18 protein-coding genes, 1 tRNA gene and 1 pseudogene are annotated in these 21,728 nt (G+C 65.0%); 8 read left to right on the plus strand and 12 right to left on the minus strand.

Annotation, left to right across the window (positions count from 1 at the left end; genetic code table 11):
* Positions 1-20 precede the first annotated feature (20 nt).
* Positions 21-2,120 (plus strand): Stk1 family PASTA domain-containing Ser/Thr kinase, encoded by a 2,100-nt coding sequence (gene pknB / locus ACS5PJ_RS14720; RefSeq protein WP_439435608.1) that lies wholly within the window; start codon positions 21-23, stop codon positions 2,118-2,120.
* A 47-nt stretch (positions 2,121-2,167) separates the two neighbouring features.
* Here pknB and ACS5PJ_RS14725 read toward each other — a convergent pair whose 3' ends face one another.
* Positions 2,168-3,559 carry a class II 3-deoxy-7-phosphoheptulonate synthase gene (locus ACS5PJ_RS14725; protein WP_439435609.1) on the minus strand — a complete coding sequence of 464 codons (1,392 nt, stop codon included), beginning with the start codon at positions 3,557-3,559 and terminating at the stop codon, positions 2,168-2,170.
* Between the two features lie 71 nt (positions 3,560-3,630).
* Positions 3,631-4,350 (minus strand): lysophospholipid acyltransferase family protein, encoded by a 720-nt coding sequence (locus tag ACS5PJ_RS14730; protein ID WP_439435610.1) that lies wholly within the window; start codon positions 4,348-4,350, stop codon positions 3,631-3,633.
* Positions 4,351-4,462: 112 nt separating this feature from the next.
* Between ACS5PJ_RS14730 and ACS5PJ_RS14735 the strand changes: the two are divergent.
* The 3 genes and pseudogenes from ACS5PJ_RS14735 to ACS5PJ_RS14745 form a co-directional block, all read left to right on the plus strand.
* Positions 4,463-5,221, plus strand: a pseudogene (locus tag ACS5PJ_RS14735) (alpha/beta hydrolase); the annotation flags it as partial.
* 42 nt (positions 5,222-5,263) lie between these two features.
* Positions 5,264-6,103 (plus strand): alpha/beta hydrolase, encoded by an 840-nt coding sequence (locus ACS5PJ_RS14740; RefSeq protein ID WP_439435653.1) that lies wholly within the window; start codon positions 5,264-5,266, stop codon positions 6,101-6,103.
* Positions 6,096-6,704: a hypothetical protein gene (locus ACS5PJ_RS14745; protein WP_439435611.1), complete on the plus strand. Its 609-nt coding sequence runs from the start codon at positions 6,096-6,098 to the stop codon at positions 6,702-6,704. The genes ACS5PJ_RS14740 and ACS5PJ_RS14745 overlap by 8 nt, the downstream gene beginning before the upstream one ends.
* Positions 6,705-6,731: 27 nt before the next feature.
* Here the strand turns inward: ACS5PJ_RS14745 and ACS5PJ_RS14750 are convergent, their stop codons facing one another.
* Positions 6,732-7,823 carry an ROK family glucokinase gene (locus ACS5PJ_RS14750; RefSeq protein WP_439435612.1) on the minus strand — a complete coding sequence of 364 codons (1,092 nt, stop codon included), beginning with the start codon at positions 7,821-7,823 and terminating at the stop codon, positions 6,732-6,734.
* A gap of 177 nt (positions 7,824-8,000) precedes the next feature.
* On the opposite strand from ACS5PJ_RS14750, the gene ACS5PJ_RS14755 reads away from it, so the two are divergent.
* Positions 8,001-9,809, plus strand: a complete 1,809-nt coding sequence (locus ACS5PJ_RS14755; RefSeq protein WP_439435613.1) for an AMP-dependent synthetase/ligase — start codon at positions 8,001-8,003, stop codon at positions 9,807-9,809.
* A gap of 86 nt (positions 9,810-9,895) precedes the next feature.
* On the opposite strand, the gene ACS5PJ_RS14760 is transcribed toward ACS5PJ_RS14755, so the two are convergent.
* Positions 9,896-13,291, minus strand: coding sequence for a pyruvate carboxylase (locus ACS5PJ_RS14760; RefSeq protein ID WP_439435614.1), 3,396 nt, complete (start codon positions 13,289-13,291; stop codon positions 9,896-9,898).
* 308 nt (positions 13,292-13,599) lie between these two features.
* On the opposite strand from ACS5PJ_RS14760, the gene ACS5PJ_RS14765 reads away from it, so the two are divergent.
* Positions 13,600-14,421 (plus strand): ParA family protein, encoded by an 822-nt coding sequence (locus ACS5PJ_RS14765; RefSeq protein ID WP_439435615.1) that lies wholly within the window; start codon positions 13,600-13,602, stop codon positions 14,419-14,421.
* Positions 14,422-14,512: 91 nt separating this feature from the next.
* On the opposite strand, the gene ACS5PJ_RS14770 is transcribed toward ACS5PJ_RS14765, so the two are convergent.
* The 5 genes from ACS5PJ_RS14770 to gcvH form a co-directional block, all read right to left on the minus strand.
* Entirely contained in the window at positions 14,513-15,106 is a 594-nt protein-coding gene (locus ACS5PJ_RS14770) for a MerR family transcriptional regulator (protein ID WP_439435616.1), read from the minus strand.
* 237 nt (positions 15,107-15,343) lie between these two features.
* The gene (locus ACS5PJ_RS14775) at positions 15,344-15,847 is read right to left on the minus strand and encodes a bifunctional nuclease family protein (RefSeq protein ID WP_108599257.1); all 504 of its coding nucleotides are present in this window, start codon (positions 15,845-15,847) and stop codon (positions 15,344-15,346) included.
* Positions 15,847-16,563, minus strand: coding sequence for a transcriptional regulator FtsR (gene ftsR, locus ACS5PJ_RS14780; RefSeq protein WP_439435617.1), 717 nt, complete (start codon positions 16,561-16,563; stop codon positions 15,847-15,849). Before ftsR ends, ACS5PJ_RS14775 begins: the two co-directional genes overlap by 1 nt.
* A gap of 23 nt (positions 16,564-16,586) precedes the next feature.
* Positions 16,587-17,063, minus strand: coding sequence for an FHA domain-containing protein (locus tag ACS5PJ_RS14785; protein WP_439435618.1), 477 nt, complete (start codon positions 17,061-17,063; stop codon positions 16,587-16,589).
* A 144-nt stretch (positions 17,064-17,207) separates the two neighbouring features.
* Positions 17,208-17,594 (minus strand): glycine cleavage system protein GcvH, encoded by a 387-nt coding sequence (gene gcvH, locus ACS5PJ_RS14790; protein ID WP_354147381.1) that lies wholly within the window; start codon positions 17,592-17,594, stop codon positions 17,208-17,210.
* Between the two features lie 118 nt (positions 17,595-17,712).
* Between gcvH and ACS5PJ_RS14795 the strand changes: the two genes are divergently transcribed.
* Together ACS5PJ_RS14795 and ACS5PJ_RS14800 are read left to right on the plus strand one after the other, a co-directional pair.
* A complete protein-coding gene (locus ACS5PJ_RS14795; RefSeq protein ID WP_439435619.1) occupies positions 17,713-18,318 on the plus strand; it encodes a hypothetical protein in 606 nt (201 codons plus the stop codon).
* 4 nt (positions 18,319-18,322) lie between these two features.
* The gene (locus ACS5PJ_RS14800; protein ID WP_439435620.1) at positions 18,323-19,192 is read left to right on the plus strand and encodes an Fpg/Nei family DNA glycosylase; all 870 of its coding nucleotides are present in this window, start codon (positions 18,323-18,325) and stop codon (positions 19,190-19,192) included.
* Between the two features lie 68 nt (positions 19,193-19,260).
* On the opposite strand, the gene ACS5PJ_RS14805 is transcribed toward ACS5PJ_RS14800, so the two are convergent.
* The 3 genes from ACS5PJ_RS14805 to ACS5PJ_RS14815 form a co-directional block, all read right to left on the minus strand.
* Positions 19,261-19,337 (minus strand) — tRNA-Pro (locus ACS5PJ_RS14805).
* Between the two features lie 147 nt (positions 19,338-19,484).
* Entirely contained in the window at positions 19,485-21,035 is a 1,551-nt protein-coding gene (der, locus tag ACS5PJ_RS14810) for a ribosome biogenesis GTPase Der (protein WP_439435621.1), read from the minus strand.
* A gap of 10 nt (positions 21,036-21,045) precedes the next feature.
* The gene (locus tag ACS5PJ_RS14815; RefSeq protein ID WP_439435654.1) at positions 21,046-21,726 is read right to left on the minus strand and encodes a lysophospholipid acyltransferase family protein; all 681 of its coding nucleotides are present in this window, start codon (positions 21,724-21,726) and stop codon (positions 21,046-21,048) included.
* Between the last annotated feature and the right edge of the window lie 2 nt (positions 21,727-21,728).

Below are 21,728 nucleotides of genomic sequence, written 5' to 3' on the forward strand. Positions count from 1 at the left end.
TGCGGGATTAGGATCGTAAGGTGCAGGAATACGTGTCTGACCGTCTAGTCGGAACGCTGGTGGACAACCGCTACGCCGTCCGCTCCAAACTCGCGCGCGGGGGCATGTCCACTGTCTACCTCGCCACCGACCTGAGGCTGGAACGCGACGTCGCACTGAAGGTGCTGCACCCGCACCTTGCCACGGATGAGACCTTTCTCGGCCGGCTTGGCAGGGAAGCAAAGGCAGCCGCCAGGTTGTCCCACCCCCACGTGGTGGGCGTCCTGGACCAGGGGAATGATGGCCAGACTGCCTACCTGGTCATGGAATACATCAAGGGCCATACCCTCAGGGACGTCATCACGTCCAAGGGCGCACTGCCGCCACGGCTGGCCCTGGCGCTCATCGATCCGGTGATCGAAGGTTTGGGAACTGCCCATGCCGCCGGGATGATCCACCGTGACATCAAGCCCGAGAACGTCCTCATCGCCGACGACGGCCGGATCAAGGTGGGCGACTTCGGCCTGGCGCGTGCTGTCTCCACATCCACCAGCATCGGTGCGTTGATCGGCACCGTGGCATACCTCTCCCCCGAACTGGTGCTCGGAAAGCCGGCTGATGCGCGCAGTGACATCTACTCGGTCGGAATCATGCTCTATGAGATGCTCACCGGCAAGCAGCCGTTCGACGGCGATGTGCCCATCCAGGTCGCGTACCAGCACGTGAACGGGAGGGTGGGACCGCCGTCGGCCCTGGTTCCGGGCCTTGCCGCCGAAGTGGACGAGCTCGTGCAGTGGTGCACGGACAACGACCCGGAGAACCGCCCCGTGGACGGCAACGCCCTGCTTCAGGAACTCCGCCATATCCGTACCAACCTCACGGACCGTGAACTGGACCTCCAGCCGCCGGCAGCCATCGTGGCGGGCGCGCAGAGTCCTACGGAAATCATCGCCCGCACACACAACCCCACCAGCGCGATGTCCCCGCTGGCTCCACCCGCGCGGCAGCCCCGGGTGCAGGAACTGCCACGGGTGGAGGAACAGCCACGTCAGGACTGGCAGCATACCTCTGTCCTTCCCGGCGTGGCGGCACCCGGTGCGTCCGGCCCTCCGGCGACTCGCGGGTATGGCCACTATCCGGACACAGACGCGGCCCCCCTCAGCAAACGGGCCCTCCGCAAGGCCGAAAAAGAGGCCGAGAAGGCCAGATCACGAGCCGCAGCCACTCCGCTTAGGTCCCTCCGGGAAGGAAACCCGGGAAGACGCGGGGCGCTCTGGGTGGTGGTCCTGATAATCATCGCTTTGCTGGCGACAGGCGCAGGGTGGTTTTTCGGCATGGGCCCTGGCTCACCGGGCACCATCCCTGCAGTGTCGAACAAGACGGTGGCGCAGGCGCAGCTGCTGCTGAGCGAGGCCGGCTTCCAGTCCAGCACCCGCGACGTTTTCGACGACGACGTTCCGTCCGGGCTGGTGGTGGGCTCGGACCCCACGTCCGGAACGGAAGTCAGGAAATTCCAGCCGGTGGCTTTGTTTGTCTCAAAGGGCCCGCAGCTGTTCGAACTGCCGAAACTTACCGGCCTGACGCTTGAACAGGCGAAGAATGAACTGAACAGGGCCGAAATGGCCTTGGGGACCGTCAGTGAACTCTTCGACGAAGGGATTGCCGCCGGCGTGGTTCTGGCCCAGGACCCGGTATCCGGAACGGCGTCCCGTCATGGCACGCCGGTTGCTCTGACCGTCTCCAAGGGCCCCGAGCCTATTGCCGTGCCCTCTGTTATCGGATTGGATGAGAAAAAAGCCGTCGACGCCCTGGAGGCCGTCGGCCTCAAAGCAGTGGTGGCACCTGATGAAGTCAACGACAAGAAAGTGCCCAAGGGCGCCGTACTCAGCCAGGCGCCGGCGAACGGGACACTCACCCGGGGCGGGACGGTGACGCTGACCATCTCCAAAGGACCCAAACTCGTGAAGGTGCCCAGCTTTGTGGGCAAGCAGGCGGGCGAGGCCCGCAGGGAACTGGAGAAGCTCGGCTTCGAGGTCCGGGTGAACAATATCCTCGGCGGGTTCTTTGGAACAGTCAGGGACCAGGACCCGGTCAACAAAGAGGTTCCGGAAGGGTCAGTGATCACCCTGACCGTGGTGTAGCCGGTTCTCGCCGGCCACACCACCGTCAGGTCGCGACGGACCGGCGATCAGTGCTTTGCCAGGGCGCCGGCCACCAGGAAGGCCATCTCGAGCGACTGCATGTGGTTCAGCCGCGGATCGCAAACCGATTCGTACTTGTCCAGGAAGGATTCCTGGTCAACGGGATCTGCGCCGCCAAGGCACTCGGCGACGTCGTCACCGGTCATCTCCACGTGCAGGCCACCTGGCACGGTGCCCAGGGCGTGGTGCACCTCGAAGAACCCGCGCACTTCGTCAATGACGTCGTCGAAGTTGCGGGTCTTGTAGCCGTTGGGCGACGTGACGGTGTTGCCATGCATCGGGTCCGTGACCCACAGGACCTGGGCCCCGGACGCGGTGACCTTCTCGACGACGGCGGGAAGCTTCTCGCGGATGTTTCCTGCACCCATGCGCGTGATGAAGGTCAGCCGGCCGGGCTCGCGTTCCGGGTCCAGCTTGTCAATCAGGCGCAGGGCGTCGTCACCTGTCGTGGAGGGGCCCAGCTTGACGCCAATGGGGTTCCGGACGCGCGACAGGAAATCGACATGCGCGTGGTCAAGCTCGCGGGTACGCTCCCCGATCCACAGGAAATGGGCCGACGTGTCGTACGGGAAGCCGGTGCGGGAATCGATGCGGGTCAGGGCGCGCTCGTAATCCAGGAGCAGGGCCTCGTGGCTCGCAAAGAACTCCACGCGCTTGAGTGCTTCGAAGTCCGCGCCGCACGAAGCCATGAACTTGATGGCCCGGTCAATATCGCGGGCCAGGGACTCATAGCGGGCGTGCGCGGGGTTTTCGGTGAAGCCCTTGTTCCACTGGTGAACCGAGCGGAGGTCCGCGAAACCGCCCTGGGTAAACGCCCTGATGAGGTTCAGCGTCGAGGCTGAAGTGTGGTACGCCTTGAGCATCCTGGCGGCGTCGTGTGCACGGGATTCGGGGGTGAAGTCATAGCCGTTGACGATGTCGCCGCGGTAGGCGGGGAGCGTCACGCCGTCGCGTGTCTCGTCGTTCGAAGAGCGCGGCTTGGCGAACTGGCCGGCCATGCGGCCCATCTTGATGACCGGCATGGCAGCACCATAGGTCAGGACCACAGCCATCTGGAGGATGGTCTTTACCCTGGCGCTGATCTTGTCCGCTGTTGCCGCTTCGAAGGTCTCCGCGCAGTCGCCGCCCTGGAGCAGGAACGCCTTGCCCTGTGCCGCAGCCGCAAGCCGTTCACGGAGGATATCGACTTCGCCCGCGAACACGAGCGGCGGGAGCACGGAGAGTTCCTTGACCGAGGCGTCGAATACGTCCTTGTCCTGCCAGCTGGGCTGCTGGGAAACGGGAAGGTCGCGCCAGTCATCAAGGCCAGGATAATTGGCTGCTCCGCTCTGGGCGGTACTGGACAGCGGAAAGGCAGGTTGTGCAGTTAGCTCAGTCACTATCTAAGACTAATGTGCGTGGCGGGCTTCGGAACACCCGACCGTCACGCGTCCCGGGAGGACCGTCACAGTCACCCGGCTGAAGTGTCTTGGCCCTTGGCCTCGGTTGCTGCATCGGCGAGCCGGAGCTTCACGACGGCTGCGTATTCGTCAACGTATTCCTGGCCTGACAGCCGCATGATCTCGAACATGATCTCATCAGTGACTTTCCGCTGGATCTCCCGATCCTCGGCCTGGTCCGCATACTGGCTGAAATCCAACGGAGCCCCGAAGATCATGCCGATCCGGCGAATGTTCGGCATCCTCTTGCCGATGGGCTGAACCTTGTCAGTTCCTATCATTGCCACCGGGATCACCGGGACGCCAGCCTGCAGGGCAAGCCTGGCAACCCCGACCTTGCCACGGTAGAGCCGTGCGTCCGGGCTGCGGGTGCCTTCGGGGTAAATCCCCAGGAGCCCTCCGGCCGTCAGGACTTCCATCCCGGCATTGAGCGAGACCGCAGATGCCGCGCCGCCGGACCTGTCCATGGGCAGCTGGTTGGTGAGGCGGAAGAACATGGCCGTCAACCGGCCTTTGAAGCCAGTGCCCGTGAAGTACTCGGACTTGGCCAGGAACACGACCGGCCTGCGCACGGTGAGCGGCATGAAAATGGAGTCGGAGAAGGACAGGTGGTTGGAGGCAATAATCGCCGCCCCCTCCGCCGGAACGTTGTCCAGCCCCTTGACCCACGGACGGAAAAGAAGCCGGAGGACCGGCCCCAGGAAGATCCTCTTCATGACCCAATAGAACACGTGACGAACCTCTCCGAGAGCTGGCCGGCCAGCCCTTTCGTCGGGTCAGGCCGGCACTCCAATGCAACCCTACTCTAGTGAGATTTGTCCCGAACAGTGACACGATGGTCTCATGACAGAAAGCAGCATCCCGCCCCGGCCTGCCGCTTTCAGCTACCCCGGCCACGGGCCCAACGCGCGGACCGGAATAGCCATCTGCCACGGCTTTACCGGCAGCCCGCTCAGCGTCACTCCATGGGCCGAGCACCTCGCCGCCCAGGGGTTTGCCGTTTCAGTGCCGCTCCTTCCCGGGCACGGCACTGACTGGAAGCAGCTGGCGCGCTGCGATTGGCACGACTGGTACACCGCCTTCGAAACCGCGTACATGGAGCTTTCCGCCCGGACGGACCGGTGCTTTGTGGCCGGCTTGTCGATGGGCGGGGCCATCGCTCTCCTGACAGCTGCCAGGCATCCTGTGGCCGGAGTCTCAGTGGTTAATCCCGGCCTGAGTTTTTACGACCGGCGGGTGCGGGTGATTGGGGTGCTCAAGTATTTCCAGCGCACCACGGTGCCCATCCAGGAGGAACAGCCGACGGCGGCGGCCACCGAGGACGGCGACTACTCCCGGACGCCACTGGCAGCAGTGCACGAGCTGAAGAAGCTCTTCGGCGCCGCAATCCGCGGGCTTCACCAGGTCAACGCCCCTGTGCAGGTCTTCAAATCCCGGACCGACGCCGTTGTGCCCCCTACCTCTCTGGCGACGCTGCGGCAACGCCTCGGACCGAGGCTGGTGGAGGTGGTTGACCTTCACAGCAGCGGGCACGTTGCGACCCTGGATGTTGACGCCCCGGAGATCTTTGCCCGTTCCAGCAAGTTCTTTCTCGACCATTCGGCGCGCGTTGATGGCGCCTCCCAACTGCATCGCGGAGATTCCATGGTTAGCCTTCCGGACCACAGCCCGTTCACCAGCGCCATCCAGGGCGAAGGTGCCCGCATCGGCGTCGTACTCGCACATGGGTTCACGGCCAGTCCGCACGGGCTCCGTGCCTGGGCACAGTCCCTTGCCGACGCGGGCTTCGCCGTGCGGATGCCCCTGTTGCCCGGCCACGGAACCACCTGGCAGGAACTTGCGCGGACCCGCTGGCCGCAGTGGCACGCCGCACTGGATGAGGCCTACCTGGACCTCGATTCGGAGTGTGACCACGTCTTCGTCGCCGGACTGAGCATGGGCGGCGCCCTGGCTCTGAGGATCGCGGCCACTCGGCCCGTTGCCGGCGTCATCCTGGTCAACCCCGGGCTGGTGATAGATGACCCCCGCGCGCCACTTGCCGGCATCCTGAAACTGGTGATGAAGTCCACCAAGGCAATCTCGAACGACATCCTGAAGCCTGGTATGGATGAGGGCGCCTACGAGCGCACTCCTGTGGCAGCAGCCCACGAAGTGAACAAGCTGTTCAAGGACACCATCAGGCTCCTCCCCCGTGTCACGGCACCGGTCCTCGTTTTCCGCTCAAGCGTGGACCACGTCGTCTCGGACTCCAGCATTGCTGCGCTGCGCCGGGGGCTCACGAACGCGTCCCTCACCCTGACCGCACTGGAGAACAGCTACCACGTCGCAACGTTGGATAACGACGCCGAAGAGATCTTCCGCGGGTCCGTGGAATTCATCCGGACAGTGATTGCCGCTGCGGCACCCCCGGACGCATCCCCGGCAGACACTGCGGCTGCAGGCACAAGGACGGACGTGCTGCAAAGGGGCATTGCCAATGACTAGGCCGGACCCGGGCTCACCGGACCAGGGCGCAAACCAGGACGACGCCGTCTGGCTTGACCTGGTGGCGCGGCTTGAGGCGGACTCCACCACCGGCGGCACGCCCGGTGATCCTGCGGATTCCGCCAACTCCGGCAAAGACGGGGGCACCTCCGACACCCCTGGCCGCGCGGCAACATTCCGCGACTTCGACCCCCTGGGCCTTGCCGGGGCGGCCCCCACAGAGCTGTCCGCTGCCGAGCGGCTCCAGCCCGCTCCGCAGTCCGGCGACGCCGGCCGGGCGGGCACGGGGTATGGAGCGGATGCTCCCGGACAGTCCGGCTCCGCGGCCGGAGGTCCCCGCGACTATGGGGTGGAAAACGACGACGGCGAATTCGTGCCCGAGGACCCCCCCAGCCTGGCAGGAACAGATCCGCTGACCATGCTGGCGTGGCTGGGCGCCCTAGGAGCGCCGGTTGCTCTGGTCCTGGCCGCCATGTTCTGGCGGTCCGCGCCTGTTCTGGCGATAGTGGGCATGGTGGCGGTGTTTGTCCTGGCCGTCATCTACCTGGTCATGAAGCTGCCTCAGGAAAAAGACGAGAACGACGACGGCGCGCGCGTCTAGCGCGTGCGCCGTGCCTGCACCCCTCCCTTAACTTCGCATCCGGCTGCTGACGCGGGACAGATCCGCGGCTCCGATGAGTCCTGCGTTAGGTCCCAGTGCGGCCAGTTCGATTCCCGCGGCAGGACGGAAGCCCCGGCCCGTGAGGTTTCGGGCAAACGCTTTACGGGCCGGCTCCAGGAGGAGGTCACCGGCAGAGCAGAGTCCCCCGCCGATGACAAACAGCCCCGGGTCCAGGGCGGCCGCCAGGTTCGCAAGTCCCAGGCCCAGCCACCCGCCCACTTCATCAAGGAGCTCGCGGCAGGCAGCGTCGCCGGCCAGTGCCAGGTCGGTGACGATCACCCCGGTAATCTGGTCCGCGTTTCCGTCCACGGCAGCCAACAGATCCTGCGCGACCGGAGAATTGGCCCGCGCCAGGATCCTCGCTTCACGACCCAAGGCGTTCCCTGAGGCGTACTGCTCCCAGCAGCCCCTGTTGCCACACTCGCATCGGTGTCCGCCCGGCATAATGATCTGGTGGCCGAATTCGCCCGCCACGCCGAACCGGCCGCGCTCCACCCGGCCGTCCATCACCATGGCCCCGCCGATGCCGGTACCGAGGGTAATGCACACCAGCCTGTCCTCGCCCTGCCCGGCACCGAAGCGCCATTCCGCCCAGGCCGCGGCGTCGGCGTCGTTCGTCAGCAGCACCGGCCGGCGCAGGAGCCGTTGCAGATTTTCCCGCAGCGGCTCATTGCGCCATGCCAGGTGAGGGCTGAAGAGCACCGTGCCGCCGTCGAGGTCCATCCAGCCGGCGGCGCCGATGCCTACCGACCAGATCCGATGGCCGGCGCTCAGTTCCTCCACGACTTCGACGATGACCCGCTCCACGGCCCGGGGGTCGCTGCCGGGGGTGGAGCGCCTGGTCTCGCTGAGGATCCTGCCTTCGGCGTCCACTACCCCGCCGGCGACCTTCGTCCCGCCAATGTCAATACCGATCGCCAGCCCCTTGCGCCCCAGCCGCAGGTGTTCGCGGAACCCTTGCCCCGGCCGCGGCCGCGGATGCAAAACCTGGGGCCGCCGCCGCCAGGGCGCTGGACGTCTGGGCGGGCCGGCCTGATCGCCGGAGGGCGGTGCATACATAGTCCCTCATTGTAGGCGGGCGGTGCAGGCGGCCGCGGGAGGCCCTCCGGATCGGCCTTCACTAACCTTTGACTCCTAAGTTACTCACCAGTAGGTTTGTTACTGCACGGCCACGATGCGGGCGTATTAGTCTTTAGGCATACCCTGTGCGGGTCTATGGATATCAAAGGAGCTATAGTGCGCGAATTCAGTGTTCCGCCACTGGTTGTTGTCCCCCCGGAAACCAATATCACCGATCTGCTGCTGCGGCAGGCAACCAAGCCCAGCAACCCTTCGCTGTTCTCACGGCTGGACCCCGCAGGTGCCTGGCAGGATGTCTCCGCCAAGGACTTCCTGGCCGACGTCTCCGCGCTTGCAAAGGGCCTGATCGCGAGCGGAGTCGGAGCCGGCGACCGAGTGGGCATCATGTCCCGCACACGCTACGAGTGGGCACTGATCGACTTCGCCATCTGGTTCGCCGGCGCAGTTCCGGTGCCGATCTACGAGACCTCATCACCGTCCCAGGTCGCCTGGAACCTTGGTGACTCCGGCGCCGTGGCCGCGTTCGGCGAGGCCGCACACCACGAGGACATCATCAGGCAGGCTGCCACTTCAGAAGGACTCACAGCGCTGCAACACGTCTGGCAGTTTGAGGGCGGCGGACTGGACGCCGTCCGCCAGGCCGGGAGCGGGGTCAGCGATGCCGAGCTTGAGGCCCGCCGAACGTCGGCAAAGCTGAACGATATCGCCACCATCATTTACACCTCCGGCACCACCGGCCGGCCCAAGGGCTGCGAGCTCACCCACGGCAACTTTGTGGAGCTCTCGGAGAACGCGCTGGCGATCCTGAGCGACGTCGTCAATGAAGATGCCAAGACCATCATGTTCCTCCCTCTGGCGCACGTGTTTGCCCGCTTCATCTCCGTCCTGGCAGTGGCGGGCGGCGCCACCGTGGCACACACGCCGGACATCAAGAACCTCCTTGCAGACCTGCAGAGCTACCAGCCCACGTTCATTCTGGCGGTGCCCCGCGTCTTCGAGAAGGTCTACAACTCGGCCCTGACCAAGGCCGAGGACGGCGGCAAGGGCGCAATCTTCCACAAGGCCACGGAGACGGCCATTGCCTTCTCGAAGGCACGGCAGGCCGGCCACATCGGCCTGGGCCTGAAGCTCCGCCACGCCCTCTTCGACAAACTCGTCTACGGCAAGCTCCGTGCTGCCATGGGCGGCAACGTAGCCCACGCGGTATCCGGCGGAGGGCCGCTCGGCGAACGCCTGGGCCACTTCTTCCAGGGCATCGGGCTCCAGATCCTGGAGGGCTACGGCCTGACCGAGACCACGGCGCCCATCTCCGTCAACACTCCCGCGCTGATCAAAATCGGCTCCGTGGGCAAGCCGCTGCCAGGCAACTCTGTCAGGATCGCCGAAGACGGCGAGATCCTCGCCAAGGGCGTCTGTGTGATGCGCGGTTACTACAACCGGGAGGACCTCACCTCGGAGACGTTTGCCGACGGCTGGCTGCGGACCGGTGACATCGGCCGCCTCGACGACGACGGCTTCGTGTGGATCACGGGCCGCAAGAAGGAAATCATCGTTACAGCCGGTGGCAAGAACGTCATCCCGGCCCTTTTGGAGGACCAGATCCGCGCCGATGCGCTGGTCTCCCAGGTCCTGGTGGTGGGTGACAACCGGCCCTTCATCGGCGCCTTGGTGACCTTGGACCAGGAAGCCCTCCCCGGCTGGCTGCAGCGCCACGGTCTGCCCGCCTCCACAACGCTTGACGAAGCGGTGGAGAATCCTGTGGTCAAGGCGGCGGTGCAGGACCTCATCACCCACGCGAACGCGTCGGTGTCCCAGGCCGAGGCCATCAAGTCATTCCGGATCGTCCCGTCAGACTTCACCGAGGCATCCGGGCACCTGACGCCCTCCATGAAGGTGAAGCGGGCCCAGGTGATGAAGGACTTCGAGACGGTCATCGAAGAGATGTACGGCGCTCCCCGCAGCTGACGGCGGAAACAACACCGCGGGGTCACTCCTCGCCCAATAAACTCTGTTTATCGGGCGAGGAGTGACCCCGCGTTGTGCTTAAGGAGCTACTCCACGACCAGGAGGAGGTCTCCGCCCTGGACCTGCTCGACGGCGGAGATGGCGAGGCGGGAGACCTTGCCGCCAACCGGCGTCGTGATGGAGGCCTCCATCTTCATGGCCTCGATGGTTGCCACGGTGTCACCGGCGTTGACGGTGTCCCCTGCCTTGACGGTGACCGTCACAGCGCCGGCAAACGGCGCCGCCACGTGCCCCTGCTGCGCGGGATCGGCCTTCTCAGCAGCCTTGACGTTGCTGACCACTGAACGGTCGCGGACCACAACGGGCCGGGACTGCCCGTTGAGGGTGCACATCACGGTGCGCATGCCCTTCTCGTCCGGTTCCGAGACGGCTTCGAGCGAGGCGATCAGCCGGACGCCCTTTTCGAGCTGGATCTCATGCTCGGCGCCGCGCTGGAGGCCGTAGAGGTAATCGCGGGTATCCAGTACGGAGATGTTGCCGTAGGTCTCCACGCTCTTGAGGTAGTCCTTAGTGGGGCCGTCGAAGAGCAGTCGGTTGAGCGTGTGCTGCCGGGTCTTGGAGTCTCCCTTGAGCGCTGCACTGTCCTCGGGGCTGAGATCGACGTCCCGGACCTTGATGCTGCGGCCCTGGAGTGCCTTGGTGCGGAAGGGCTCCGGCCAGCCGCCCGGAGGGGCGCCGAGCTCACCGGAAAGGAAGCCGATGACCGAGTCGGGGATGTCGTAGTTCTGCGGGTTCTCGTTGAAGTCCGCCGGGTCGGCGTTGAGCCCCACCAAGTGCAGGGCGAGGTCACCCACCACCTTGGAGGAGGGCGTGACCTTCACCAGGCGGCCCAGGATGCGGTCCGCTGCGGTGTACATGTCCTCGATGGCCTCGAAGCGTTCACCCAGGCCCAGCGCCATGGCCTGCTGGCGCAGGTTGGAGAGCTGGCCACCGGGAATCTCGTGCTGGTAGACACGGCCTGTGGGGCCCGGCAGGCCCGACTCGAACGGGGCGTAAACGCGCCGCACGGCCTCCCAGTACGGTTCCAGGGAGCTTACTGCTGCAAGGCTCAGGCCGGTGTCCCGCGGGGTGTGGGCCAGGGCTGCCACCAGCGCGGAGGCTGAGGGCTGGCTGGTGGTGCCTGCCAGTGAAGCGGAGGCTACGTCAACCGCGTCCACGCCGGCGTCCACTGCAGCCAGCAGGGTGGCCAGCTGGCCCCCGGCGGTGTCGTGGGTGTGCAGGTGGACCGGGAGGTCGAACCGTTCCCGCAGCGCGGCCACCAGCTTGGCGGCCGCTGCCGGGCGGAGCAGTCCGGCCATGTCCTTGATGGCCAGGATGTGGGCGCCTGCGTCCACAATCCGCTGAGCCAGTTCGAGGTAGTAGTCCAGCGTGTAGAGCTTCTCATCCGGGTTCAGGAGGTCGCCGGTGTAGCACAGGGCCACTTCCGCAACAGCCGTTCCCGTGGCGCGGACTGCGCGGATGGCCGGAGCCATCTGGTTCACGTCGTTCAGCGCATCAAAGATCCGGAAGATGTCGATGCCGGTGGCCGCGGCTTCATTGACGAATGCCTCGGTCACCTCTTCCGGGTACGGCGTGTAGCCAACCGTGTTGCGGCCGCGCAGCAGCATCTGCAGGCAGACGTTCGGCAGTGCTTTCCGGAGGGCCGCCAGACGGTCCCAGGGGTCTTCGCCGAGGAAACGGAGTGCGACGTCGTACGTGGCGCCGCCCCAGGCCTCAACCGAGAGGAGCTCGGGCAGGAGGGCGGTGACTGCAGGGCCTGCGGCCACGAGGTCACGGGTGCGGACACGGGTGGCAAGCAGCGACTGGTGGGCATCGCGGAAAGTCGTATCCGTGACCGCCACGGCGTTCTGCTCGCGCAGCGCTTTGGCGAAGCCTTCGGGGCCCAGCTCCAGGAGCCGCTGGCGGGAGCCCGGCGAAGGCTGCCGGTCGCCCACTGCGGGGAGCTTGGCTGCCGGATCCGAGTGCACCTTCAGCTCGCCGTTGGGCTTGTTGACGGTGACTTCAGCCAGCCAGGTCAGGAGCTTGGTGCCACGGTCGGCGGAGACGCGGGCCCGCAGCAGCTGGGGACGTTCGTCGATGAAGTTTGTCGCGACATCACCGGCAATGAAGTCGGCGTCATCGAGGACGGCCTGCAGGAAGGAGATGTTGGTGGACACGCCGCGGATACGGAACTCCGCGAGGGCGCGGCGGGCGCGGGCCACGGCAGTGGGGTAGTCCCGGCCGCGGCAGGTCAGTTTCACCAGCATGGAGTCGAAGTGGGGGCTGATCTCGGCACCCGAGTAAACGGTGCCGCCGTCGAGCCTTACACCGGCACCGCCGGCAGAGCGGTAACCGGTGATCTTCCCGACGTCGGGCCGGAACCCGTTGGCCGGGTCTTCAGTGGTGATGCGGCACTGCAGTGCCGCACCCTTGAGCTGCACCGTCTCCTGCGAGAGTCCGAGGTCCGCGAGCGTTTCGCCGGAGGCGATCCGCAGCTGCGCCTGGACCAGGTCGACGTCGGTCACTTCCTCAGTGACGGTGTGCTCCACCTGGATGCGGGGGTTCATTTCAATGAATACGTGCTGGCCGGCGCGTTCACCCACGGTGTCCACGAGGAACTCAACCGTTCCGGCGTTGACGTAGTTCAGTGCCTTGGCGAATTTCACCGCGTCCCGGTAGAGGGCCTGGCGGATCCCTTCATCCAGGTTGGGCGCGGGAGCGATCTCGATGACTTTCTGGTGGCGCCGCTGGATGGAGCAGTCGCGCTCGAACAGATGGATGACGTTGCCCTCGGCGTCCGCTAGGATCTGCACCTCAATGTGGCGCGGACGCAGTACGGCCTGCTCCAGGAACATGGTGGGGTCACCGAAAGCGGCGTCGGCTTCACGCATGGCCGCCTGCAGGGCCTCCGGCAGGGCGTCCCTGGTGTCCACGCGGCGCATGCCGCGGCCGCCGCCGCCGGCTACAGCCTTGGCGAAGATGGGGAACCCGATCTCGTCGGCGGCAGCGATCAGTTCATCGAGGTCCTTCGAGGGTTCGCTCGATTTGAGGACCGGAACGCCGGCCTCTTTGGCCGCCTTCAGGGCCGCCACCTTGTTGCCTGCCAACTCCAGCACTTCGGCAGGCGGACCGACGAAGGTGATGCCTGCTTCCTTGGCAGCGCGCGCCAGGTCCGGGTTTTCGGACAGGAAACCGTAGCCTGGGTAGATTGCGTCGGCCCCGGACTCCTTGGCCACGCGGACCACCTCGGCGACGTCCAGGTAGGCCCGGACAGGGTGCCCCTCTTCACCGATCAGATACGCCTCATCGGCCTTCTGGCGGTGGATCGAGTTTCGGTCTTCGTTGGGGAAGACGGCAACGGTCTTGGCGCCAAGCTCGTAGCTGGCACGAAAGGCCCTGATCGCGATTTCGCCGCGGTTGGCCACCAGAATTTTGGAAAACATGCTTCTCCTGCATCATTGCGGGTGTATCGGTCGGTGGTCACAGTTTCTAGGACCCGCGCAAACAAACACAAATCATTGTGGCCACAGTCACACTAACGTCCGTCATGTCCCGCATGGTCCGACAAATGCCGGCAGTCCGCCTGGCCGCACCCACCCTCCGCGATGCCATGCCGCGTTCCCCCTTAAGGCGGGATTAGCGGGCGCATCAACATATGATGGGTGGGGCGGCAGGAGCCGCCCGGCTTCGGCACTGCCGGAGCACATATTACCCCCAACACGGCAGCCGGCGTTAGGTTTTGGTCTCACAAGTGCAAGTAGTCAGCATCAGCAGCCTCAAGGGCGGAGTCGGCAAGACTTCCATCACCACAGGATTGGCGTCAGCGGCGCTTGCCGCAGGCATCCCCACACTGGTGGTGGACCTCGATCCCCACGCAGATGCAACCACAGCCCTGGGGGTGCAGCCGGCGGATCAGCTCGACATTGGCCGGATGCTCAAGAGTCCGCGCCGGGCCAAACTCGCCGACAACGTGGTGGGAAGCAGCTGGACTGCCCGGACACACCCCAACGGATCCGGACCGGCCGTACTCGACGTTGCTGTGGGCTCGGCCTATACCGGGATCTACGACCGTCCCGATCTTGGCCGCCGTGACCTCCGCCGGCTCTCGACAGTCCTGGCCGGCGCCGACAACTATGAACTGGTCCTTATTGACTGCCCGCCGTCGCTCAATGGCCTGACCCGGATGGCATGGTCCGCCAGCGACAAAGTTGCCCTGGTAGCGGAGCCGGGCCTTTTCTCGGTAGCCGGTACTGAGCGGACCATGCGGGCCATCCAGCTTTTCCGGCAGGAATTCGCCCCGAACCTCTCCCCCGCGGGCATTATCGCCAACCGGGTCCGTACCGGCTCGTCCGAGCACACCTACCGGCTCGCGGAGATGGAATCGATGTTCGGTGACCTCCTGCTGAGCCCCCGCATTCCCGAGCAGGCCAACTGGCAGCAGATCCAGGGTGCCGCCCACCCGGTGCATCACTGGCCCGGTGAGTCGGCGAAGTCATCCGCTGCTTTGTTCGACGCCCTGCTGGCCAACGTGCTGGCGTCCGGAGCCGGCCTGCGGAACCGCGCCCAGCGGTAGCCACCGCAGGCTCCCCTGGCCAACGAAGAGGCCACCCCTCGCGCTGACGTTCAGCGCCGGGGTGGCCTCTTCGTGTGTTGCCGGGTCTTTATCAGCTGATCTTGCGGGCCCGCCGCTTGCTCAGCTCGTCGTCGGGAAAGGACTGCTCTGCGGCGTGTTCGCTCGGCAACGAGGCCAGGCTGCCCTCCACTTCGCGCCAGACACGGCCTACCGCGATGCCGAAAACGCCCTGGCCGCCCTGCACAAGATCAATGACTTCGTCGGCGGAAGTGCATTCGTAAACACTCGCGCCATCACTCATCAGCGTGATCTGGGCCAGGTCCTCCACACCGCGTTCGCGCAGGTGTTCCACGGCAGTGCGGATCTGCTGCAGGGAAACGCCCGTGTCCAGGAGCCGTTTGACCACCTTGAGCACGAGGATGTCCCGGAAGCCGTAAAGCCGCTGGGAGCCGGAGCCTGCGGCGCCGCGGACGGCCGGCTCAACGAGCCCGGTGCGTGCCCAGTAGTCCAGCTGGCGGTAAGTAATGCCGGCCGCTTTGCACGCGGTGGGGCCGCGGTACCCGGCATCCTCATCCAGGACAGGAAGGTCCTCGGTGAACAGGAGGCCCTGGGCACCGCTCGCGGGCACAGCTACTCCAGCCGTTGTGGGCTGTTTCAGCCCGCCTGCTTCGCCTTTGGGACTCACCTGGATCCTCCTTGTCAGAAACTCCCGGGGAACACCGCAACAGCCTGTCCAGGCATGAAGTCCATGCATGTAATTTCGCGGGAGTCGTAATCTACAGTGTGACTTGCGAGGCTGCTGTAAGCAATGGGAGCTTGATACCTTCGACGTTAGGCCTGCTGGGTCCCAAGGTCAAAGATCCGGGGCGTTAGGCAGGGGCGTGTCGGAAGTTTCAGCCTCAACTTTAACCTTAACGTGACCTCAGCCGTCGAAATCCTCGGGTTCCACGTCGTCCAGGAATTCCCGGAAGCGACGCAGTTCCTTCTCTTCATCCACGATGGGCCCCGGCTCTGCGTCCTCCCCCTCATCGTGCTCCGTGATGCGGACTCCGGCCTCATCCATCACCGAGTCAGCACACCAGATGCGGCATTTGGCCCGCAGCGCGATCGCCAGGGCATCGGATGCCCTGGAGCTGACGGTGGTGCCGTTTTCGAACTGAAGCTGGCCGTAGAAGATGTTGTCCTCGACAGCGACGATGTTCACACTGACCACTGAATGGCCCAGGGTTTCCACCACATCCACCAGGAGATCGTGGGTCATGGGCCGTGGAGGCACAACCCCCTGCTGGGCCAAGGCGATGGCACTCGCTTCCGGAGTGCCGATCCAGATGGGCACATGCCGCTCACCGTGAATCTCACGAAGGAGGACCAGGGGCTGGTTGGAGGGCAGTTCAATCCGAACGCCTACGATTTCGACTTCGATCATCAGATGTCCATACGGGAGATATGGTCTTGGACCAGTGCCCGGTGCAGTGTCAGGCAGAGGTCGCTGATTTCGCGGGCCGCTTCTGCGGCACGCGCCTGGGACGCGGAGTCCTTCCGTGACGCAAGCGGGGCAACTGCCCGCTCCACCAGCCCGAATTCACGCTCCGCGGCCGCCTGAAAAGGACGCAGATGGCGCGGCTCCAGGCCGTGGCTTTCCAATTGCACGCAGGCACGGGCCACCTGCAGGGCGTGCTCATCGAAGCTGCCGTTGCTGTGACTGATCAGCCCAAAGCTCAACAGCGACTGGAGCAGCGGCACGCTGGCGCCGGATTCTGTCCTCAACTGCTCCTCGCTGAGTTTCCGTCCGCGGCTTTGGAGCTCCGCGGCCAGCTCATCGGAAACAATCCTTGGCGAAACCACGACGCCGGGCGGCAGGTTCTCCGGGCGCTCTCCCCTGTCGATGGCATCGAGGTAGTCCTTGATGACTTTCAGGGGAAGGTATTGGTCGCGCTGCAGCGCGAGAACGAAGCGAAGACGCTCAACATCGCTCTCAGAGTACTGCCGGTAACCCGCCGGCGTCCGCCGGGGATTGATCAGGCCTTTTTCCTCAAGGAACCTGATTTTTGACGCAGTCATCCCCGGGAAGTCGCCGCTAAGCTGGGCGAGGACTTCCCCAATGTTCAGAACCTGGGGTCCCCGGCGTTCCGGCTGTGCCATTGCCACAGGCAAAAGTCCCCGGATCAGGCGCGGCCTGCTGCGCGGGCAGGGCTCAGGTAGAAGGTGAGGCGGAACTTGCCGATCTGGACTTCGTTCCCGGACTTGAGTTCAACGCTGTCCACGCGGTCGTGATTGACGTAGGTGCCGTTGAGGCTGCCGGTATCCACCACTTCGAAGCTTTTGGCCGTGCGGCGGAACTCGACATGCCGCCGCGAGACGGTGACGTCGTCAAGGAAGATATCGGCATCAGGGTGGCGCCCCGCGGTCGTGACGTCGGTATCAAGCAGGAAACGGGCACCCGCATTGGGGCCGCTGTGTGCGACAAGGAGCGCCGAGCCGGCAGGCAGTGCCTCCACGGACAGGCGTTCCTCGGTTGACAGCCTGGGGGCAATGGTGGGTTCGTCGGTGACGGGGGTGAGGTGGATCGAGGTGGTCTCCGAAGCCCTGGCCGCACCGTTGCCGTATCCGCCTTCGGCAGGGTCCTGTTTGTGGCCGGCCATGGATTCCTCCTCTTTCGCTGCAGGCCTCACGCCTGCAATCAACAATTACCCTGACGGATGCACCTCGCAGATCCGTGACGGGGAACCGATCCGGCCACTGACGTGCGAAGACATGAGTGCGCCGGACCCGATGACCCGTTACGTTCAGCCTACCTGCTGTTCGTACTCGGATGCACTGAGCAAGGACTCCATGGCGTCGGCTTCGGCCAGTTTGACTTCCATGAGCCAGCCATCACCGTAAGGATCCGTGTTGATCAGGGCTGAATCGGTGTCCAGGGACTCGTTCCGGGCTACGATTTCGCCGCTGACGGGAGCATAGATGTCGCTGACGCTCTTGGTGGATTCGACTTCGCCTATCACTTCATTGGCGGTTACCTTGGTGCCGGCCTCAGGCATCTGCGCGTAGACAACGTCTCCGAGTGCGTCCTGGGCAAAATCCGTGATGCCCACGCGGACCACGCCGTCAGCGTTCGGCGCGGAAACCCATTCGTGCTCGGCGGTGTAGGACAGGTCTTCGGGAATGTTGCTCATCAGGGGCCTTTCATCGGGTCAAACACCAATGTCAACGGGGCCAGGAAAACAAGCCGCCGCTGAAAGTATAGGCACAAGTCCACAGGCGTTCGAGGATGATTCTGACATGATGGGACCCATGAGGGAACGTGGACAGGAAACGCCCAGGAAGAAGGGCAATTGGGCCGCCCGGATCATTCTTGCCGCTGCGGCTTTGCTGGTCCTCGTCATCGCGTATTTTGCCTTGGCCGCAATCCTGCCGGTCTGGTGGGCAAATGTCATCCGCAACCAGGTCCAGGGCAGCCTCGGGGCCGGGATCCTGGTCGGGATGTTCTACGGTTTCATTTTCACGCTGGTACCCCTGATGGTCGCCTGGCAGTTGACGCGCAAAGCTGTGGCCTGGCCGTGGAAATTCGGCATTCTGGTCGTCGCCGTTGCCCTGGCCATTCCCAACCTCCTGACCGCGGGAATCATGTTCGGCAGCTCTGAGGCTGCCCACAACGGACAGCGCATCCTGGGTACGGAGGCCACGTGGTTTGCGCTGTGGACGCAGATATCGGCCATCGCCGCCATCGTGATTTTTGCGGTTGGAGTGATCCTCTGGAGAATCTGGCGGCAACGCGGCAAGAAGGTGAAGTCGCTGAAGAAGTCCGAGGCCGAGCGCTCACTTGCTGCCAGGAACGCCGCCGGGCCGGAGGTCCGTGGCGGCGCGGCAGCGACCGACAGCCAGGGCCCCGGCAGGTAACGCCATGCCGGAACTACCAGAGGTTGCAGGCCTTGCCGGATTCCTGGACAAGCACTTGCGGGGATCAGTCATCCGCAAAGTCCAGATTGCTTCCTTCGCCGTGCTGAAGACCGCGGATCCGCCCTACACTGCCCTGGAGGGCAGCACGGTCACCGGTGTTCGGCGCTTCGGCAAATTCGTCAGCGTTGACACCGACGGACCGTCATTGGTCTTTCACCTCGCACGGGCAGGGTGGGTCCGGTTCACGGACTCCCCCACCGGCACGCAGATTCGGCCGGGCAAGAGCCCCATCGCCGCCCGGCTGGCATTCAGCGGCCCTGACGGCGAACACGGTATGGACCTCACTGAGGCGGGCACCAAAAAGGGCCTGGCGGTTTACGTCGTCCGCGACCCGCACGACGTTCCGGGCATCGCCGCCCTGGGGCCTGACCCGTTCAGCGACGGGTTCGATGCCGACACGCTGGCGGAGATCCTGGGATCCAGCTCCCAGCAGATCAAGGGCCTCCTGCGGAGCCAGAGCGTGATAGCCGGGATAGGAAACGCGTACAGTGACGAGATCCTGCATGCCGCCAGGATCTCCCCCTTTGCCATAGCCAAGTCGCTGGACCGCGGCACCGTCCAGGTGCTGTACGACGCCATCCACAGCATCCTGGGAACAGCCCTCGCCGAGGCCGAGGGCAAGCCGCCCAGTGAGCTCAAAGACGTCAAGCGGAGCCACATGAGGGTCCATGCCCGTACGGGGCAGGAGTGTCCGGTGTGCGGTGACACGGTCCGGGAGGTGTCCTTCGCAGACACGGCCCTGCAGTACTGCCCCACTTGCCAGACCAAGGGCAAGGTGCTGGCGGACCGCCGGACGTCAAAGTTCCTGAAGTAATCAACGGCGCATATAACGGCACAAAACAGAAGCGCCCCGGAGAAGATTCTCCGGGGCGCTTGCCGTTTTGGTCGGGCTGACAGGATTTGAACCTGCGACCCCTTGACCCCCAGTCAAGTGCGCTACCAAGCTGCGCTACAGCCCGTCAGTTCCGCCGTTCTCCGCTTCGTTTGATCCAAGTGTTAGCCAGGATTTCCACTCAGCAGTCCGGCTGAACCACCTTGAAAAGCTTACACGATTCCGGGGCCTGCCGATGACACTTTGCCGTCGGTCCGGCCCCGGTGTGTCGTAATTAACGCTTCTTGCCGCGCTTTTCGCGTACCCGCATGTTGACCTCGATGGGCGTGCCCTCGAAACCGAAGGTTTCGCGGAGCCGGCGGGTGATGAAACGGCGGTAGCCGGGATCCAGGAAGCCCGTGGTGAACAGCACGAACTTCGGCGGACGGCTGGAGGCCTGCGTACCGAAGAGGATGCGAGGCTGCTTTCCGCCCCGGACAGGGTGCGGGTGCGCGGCCACGAGCTCGCCAAGGAAAGCATTGAGCCGGCCTGTGGGGATGCGCTTGTCCCAGTTCTCCAGGGCAAGGTCAAGGGCAGGGACCAGGCGGTCCTTGTGCCAGCCGGTCAGGGCTGAGATGTTGACCCGGGGCGCCCAGGCCACGTGGGCCAGGTCCTGTTCGATTTCGCGCTCCAGGTAGGTGCGGCGCTCGTCGTCCAGCAGGTCCCACTTGTTGAACGCGAGTACCAGCGCGCGGCCCGATTCGATGGCCAGCTGCAGGATGCGGACGTCCTGCTCGCTGAGGACCTCATCAACGGCAAGGAGAACGACGGCGACCTCAGCCTTTTCGAGCGCGGCCTGGGTCCGGAGCGAGGCATAGTAGTCGGCGCCCTGGGCCATGTGCTGGCGGCGGCGGATGCCGGCGGTGTCCACGAAGCGCCAGGTGCGGCCGCCGAGTTCAATGAATTCATCCACCGGATCACGGGTGGTGCCGGCTGTATTGTCCACCACAACCCGCTCCGATCCGGCAAGCTTGTTCAGCAGGGAGGACTTGCCCACGTTCGGACGGCCGATCAGGGCGATCCGGCGCGGACCGCCGGAGCGTTCCAGGCCCTCAATGGTGGAGAACTCCGGAAGGGTGTCCATGACGTGGTCCAGGAGGTCGGCCACACCGCGGCCGTGCAGGGCGGACACCGGGTAGGGCTCGCCGAAACCGAGGCCCCAGAGGGTCGCCGAATCCGCTTCCTGGGCGAAGTCGTCCACCTTGTTGGCCACCATGATGACCGGCTTCTTGGACTTGCGCAGCATCTTCATGACGCCCTCGTCGGTGGCGGTGGCGCCTACGGCCGAGTCAACAACAAACAGCACGGCGTCGGCGAGTTCGACGGCCATTTCGGCCTGTTCGGCAACCCGGGCATGGATGCCGCGGGCGTCGTGCTCCCAGCCGCCGGTGTCCACCAGGGTGAAGTTGCGCCCGTTCCAGTTCGCGGAGTACATCACGCGGTCCCTGGTCACGCCGGGGGTGTCCTCGACCACGGCTTCGCGGCGGCCCAGGATGCGGTTCACCAGGGTGGACTTGCCCACGTTGGGCCGTCCGATGATGGCCAGGACGGGATCGAGCTTGACCGGACCGCTGAAATCCTCGTCCTCGTAGTCGCCGCTCAGGAGGGCGGCGTCTTCCTCGTCGAGGTCGTAGTCTTCCAGGCCGGCCCGGAGGGACGCTGCACGCATCTCCGCTTCGTCGTCGCCAATGGCGGCCAGCCGTTCGGCCACCTGGTCCGTGCCGGTGGGCGTGTATTCGTCTTCGCCGGCGCCGGAGTGGCCGGAGGTTTGAGTCGTATCGCTCATTGCGCTTTCCTTAGTGGTCATCTGCCGGCGGCCCGGCTACTGCTGTGAAATTCGTGCTGAAATCCGCATGGGGCAAAGGCTGCCCACTGTGGTGGATTGTGTCCTGGACGTGCCCCGCCAGCGCAGTGCGGATTTCCAATCCCGCCCTGTCCATTGAAGCACGGCCTGTTTCGCCGGGGTTGCGGCTCAATGTCAGGGCGTTGCCGAAGCTGACGTGGAACCGGCGCCCCGGCCTGGGTACGGTGTCGAGGTGCTCTTCACCGGTCCTAGTGCCGAGAATCGCCACGGGAACCACGGGGGCTCCCGAGTTCAGGGCCAGCCAGGCGACCCCGTTGTTGATGTCCGCTGCCTGCCCGCTTCCCCGGGTGCCTTCGGGGAGAATCCCGACGCAACGGCCGGCGTCGAGCATGTCCTTGCTCAGCAGCAGCGCCGCCCGGTCCCCGGAACGGTCCACCGGAAGCTGCCCTGAGGCACGGAGGACCCGCCCCAGGGGTCCATTGAACATTTCCTTCTTGACAAGGATGTGCATGGGCCGCGGCGACGCACCGAACATCACCGGCCCATCAAGGAAGCTGATGTGGTTGCCGGCAAAGATCACCGGGCCTCCGGTGGGGACGTTGTGCTTGCCCGTGACCGAGGTCCGGTACACCACGTGGTCCAGGATCCAGCCGACAGGCCGGCTCCACGCCATGG

Source organism: Pseudarthrobacter cremeus, assembly GCF_051857465.1.
GTDB lineage: Bacteria > Actinomycetota > Actinomycetes > Actinomycetales > Micrococcaceae > Arthrobacter.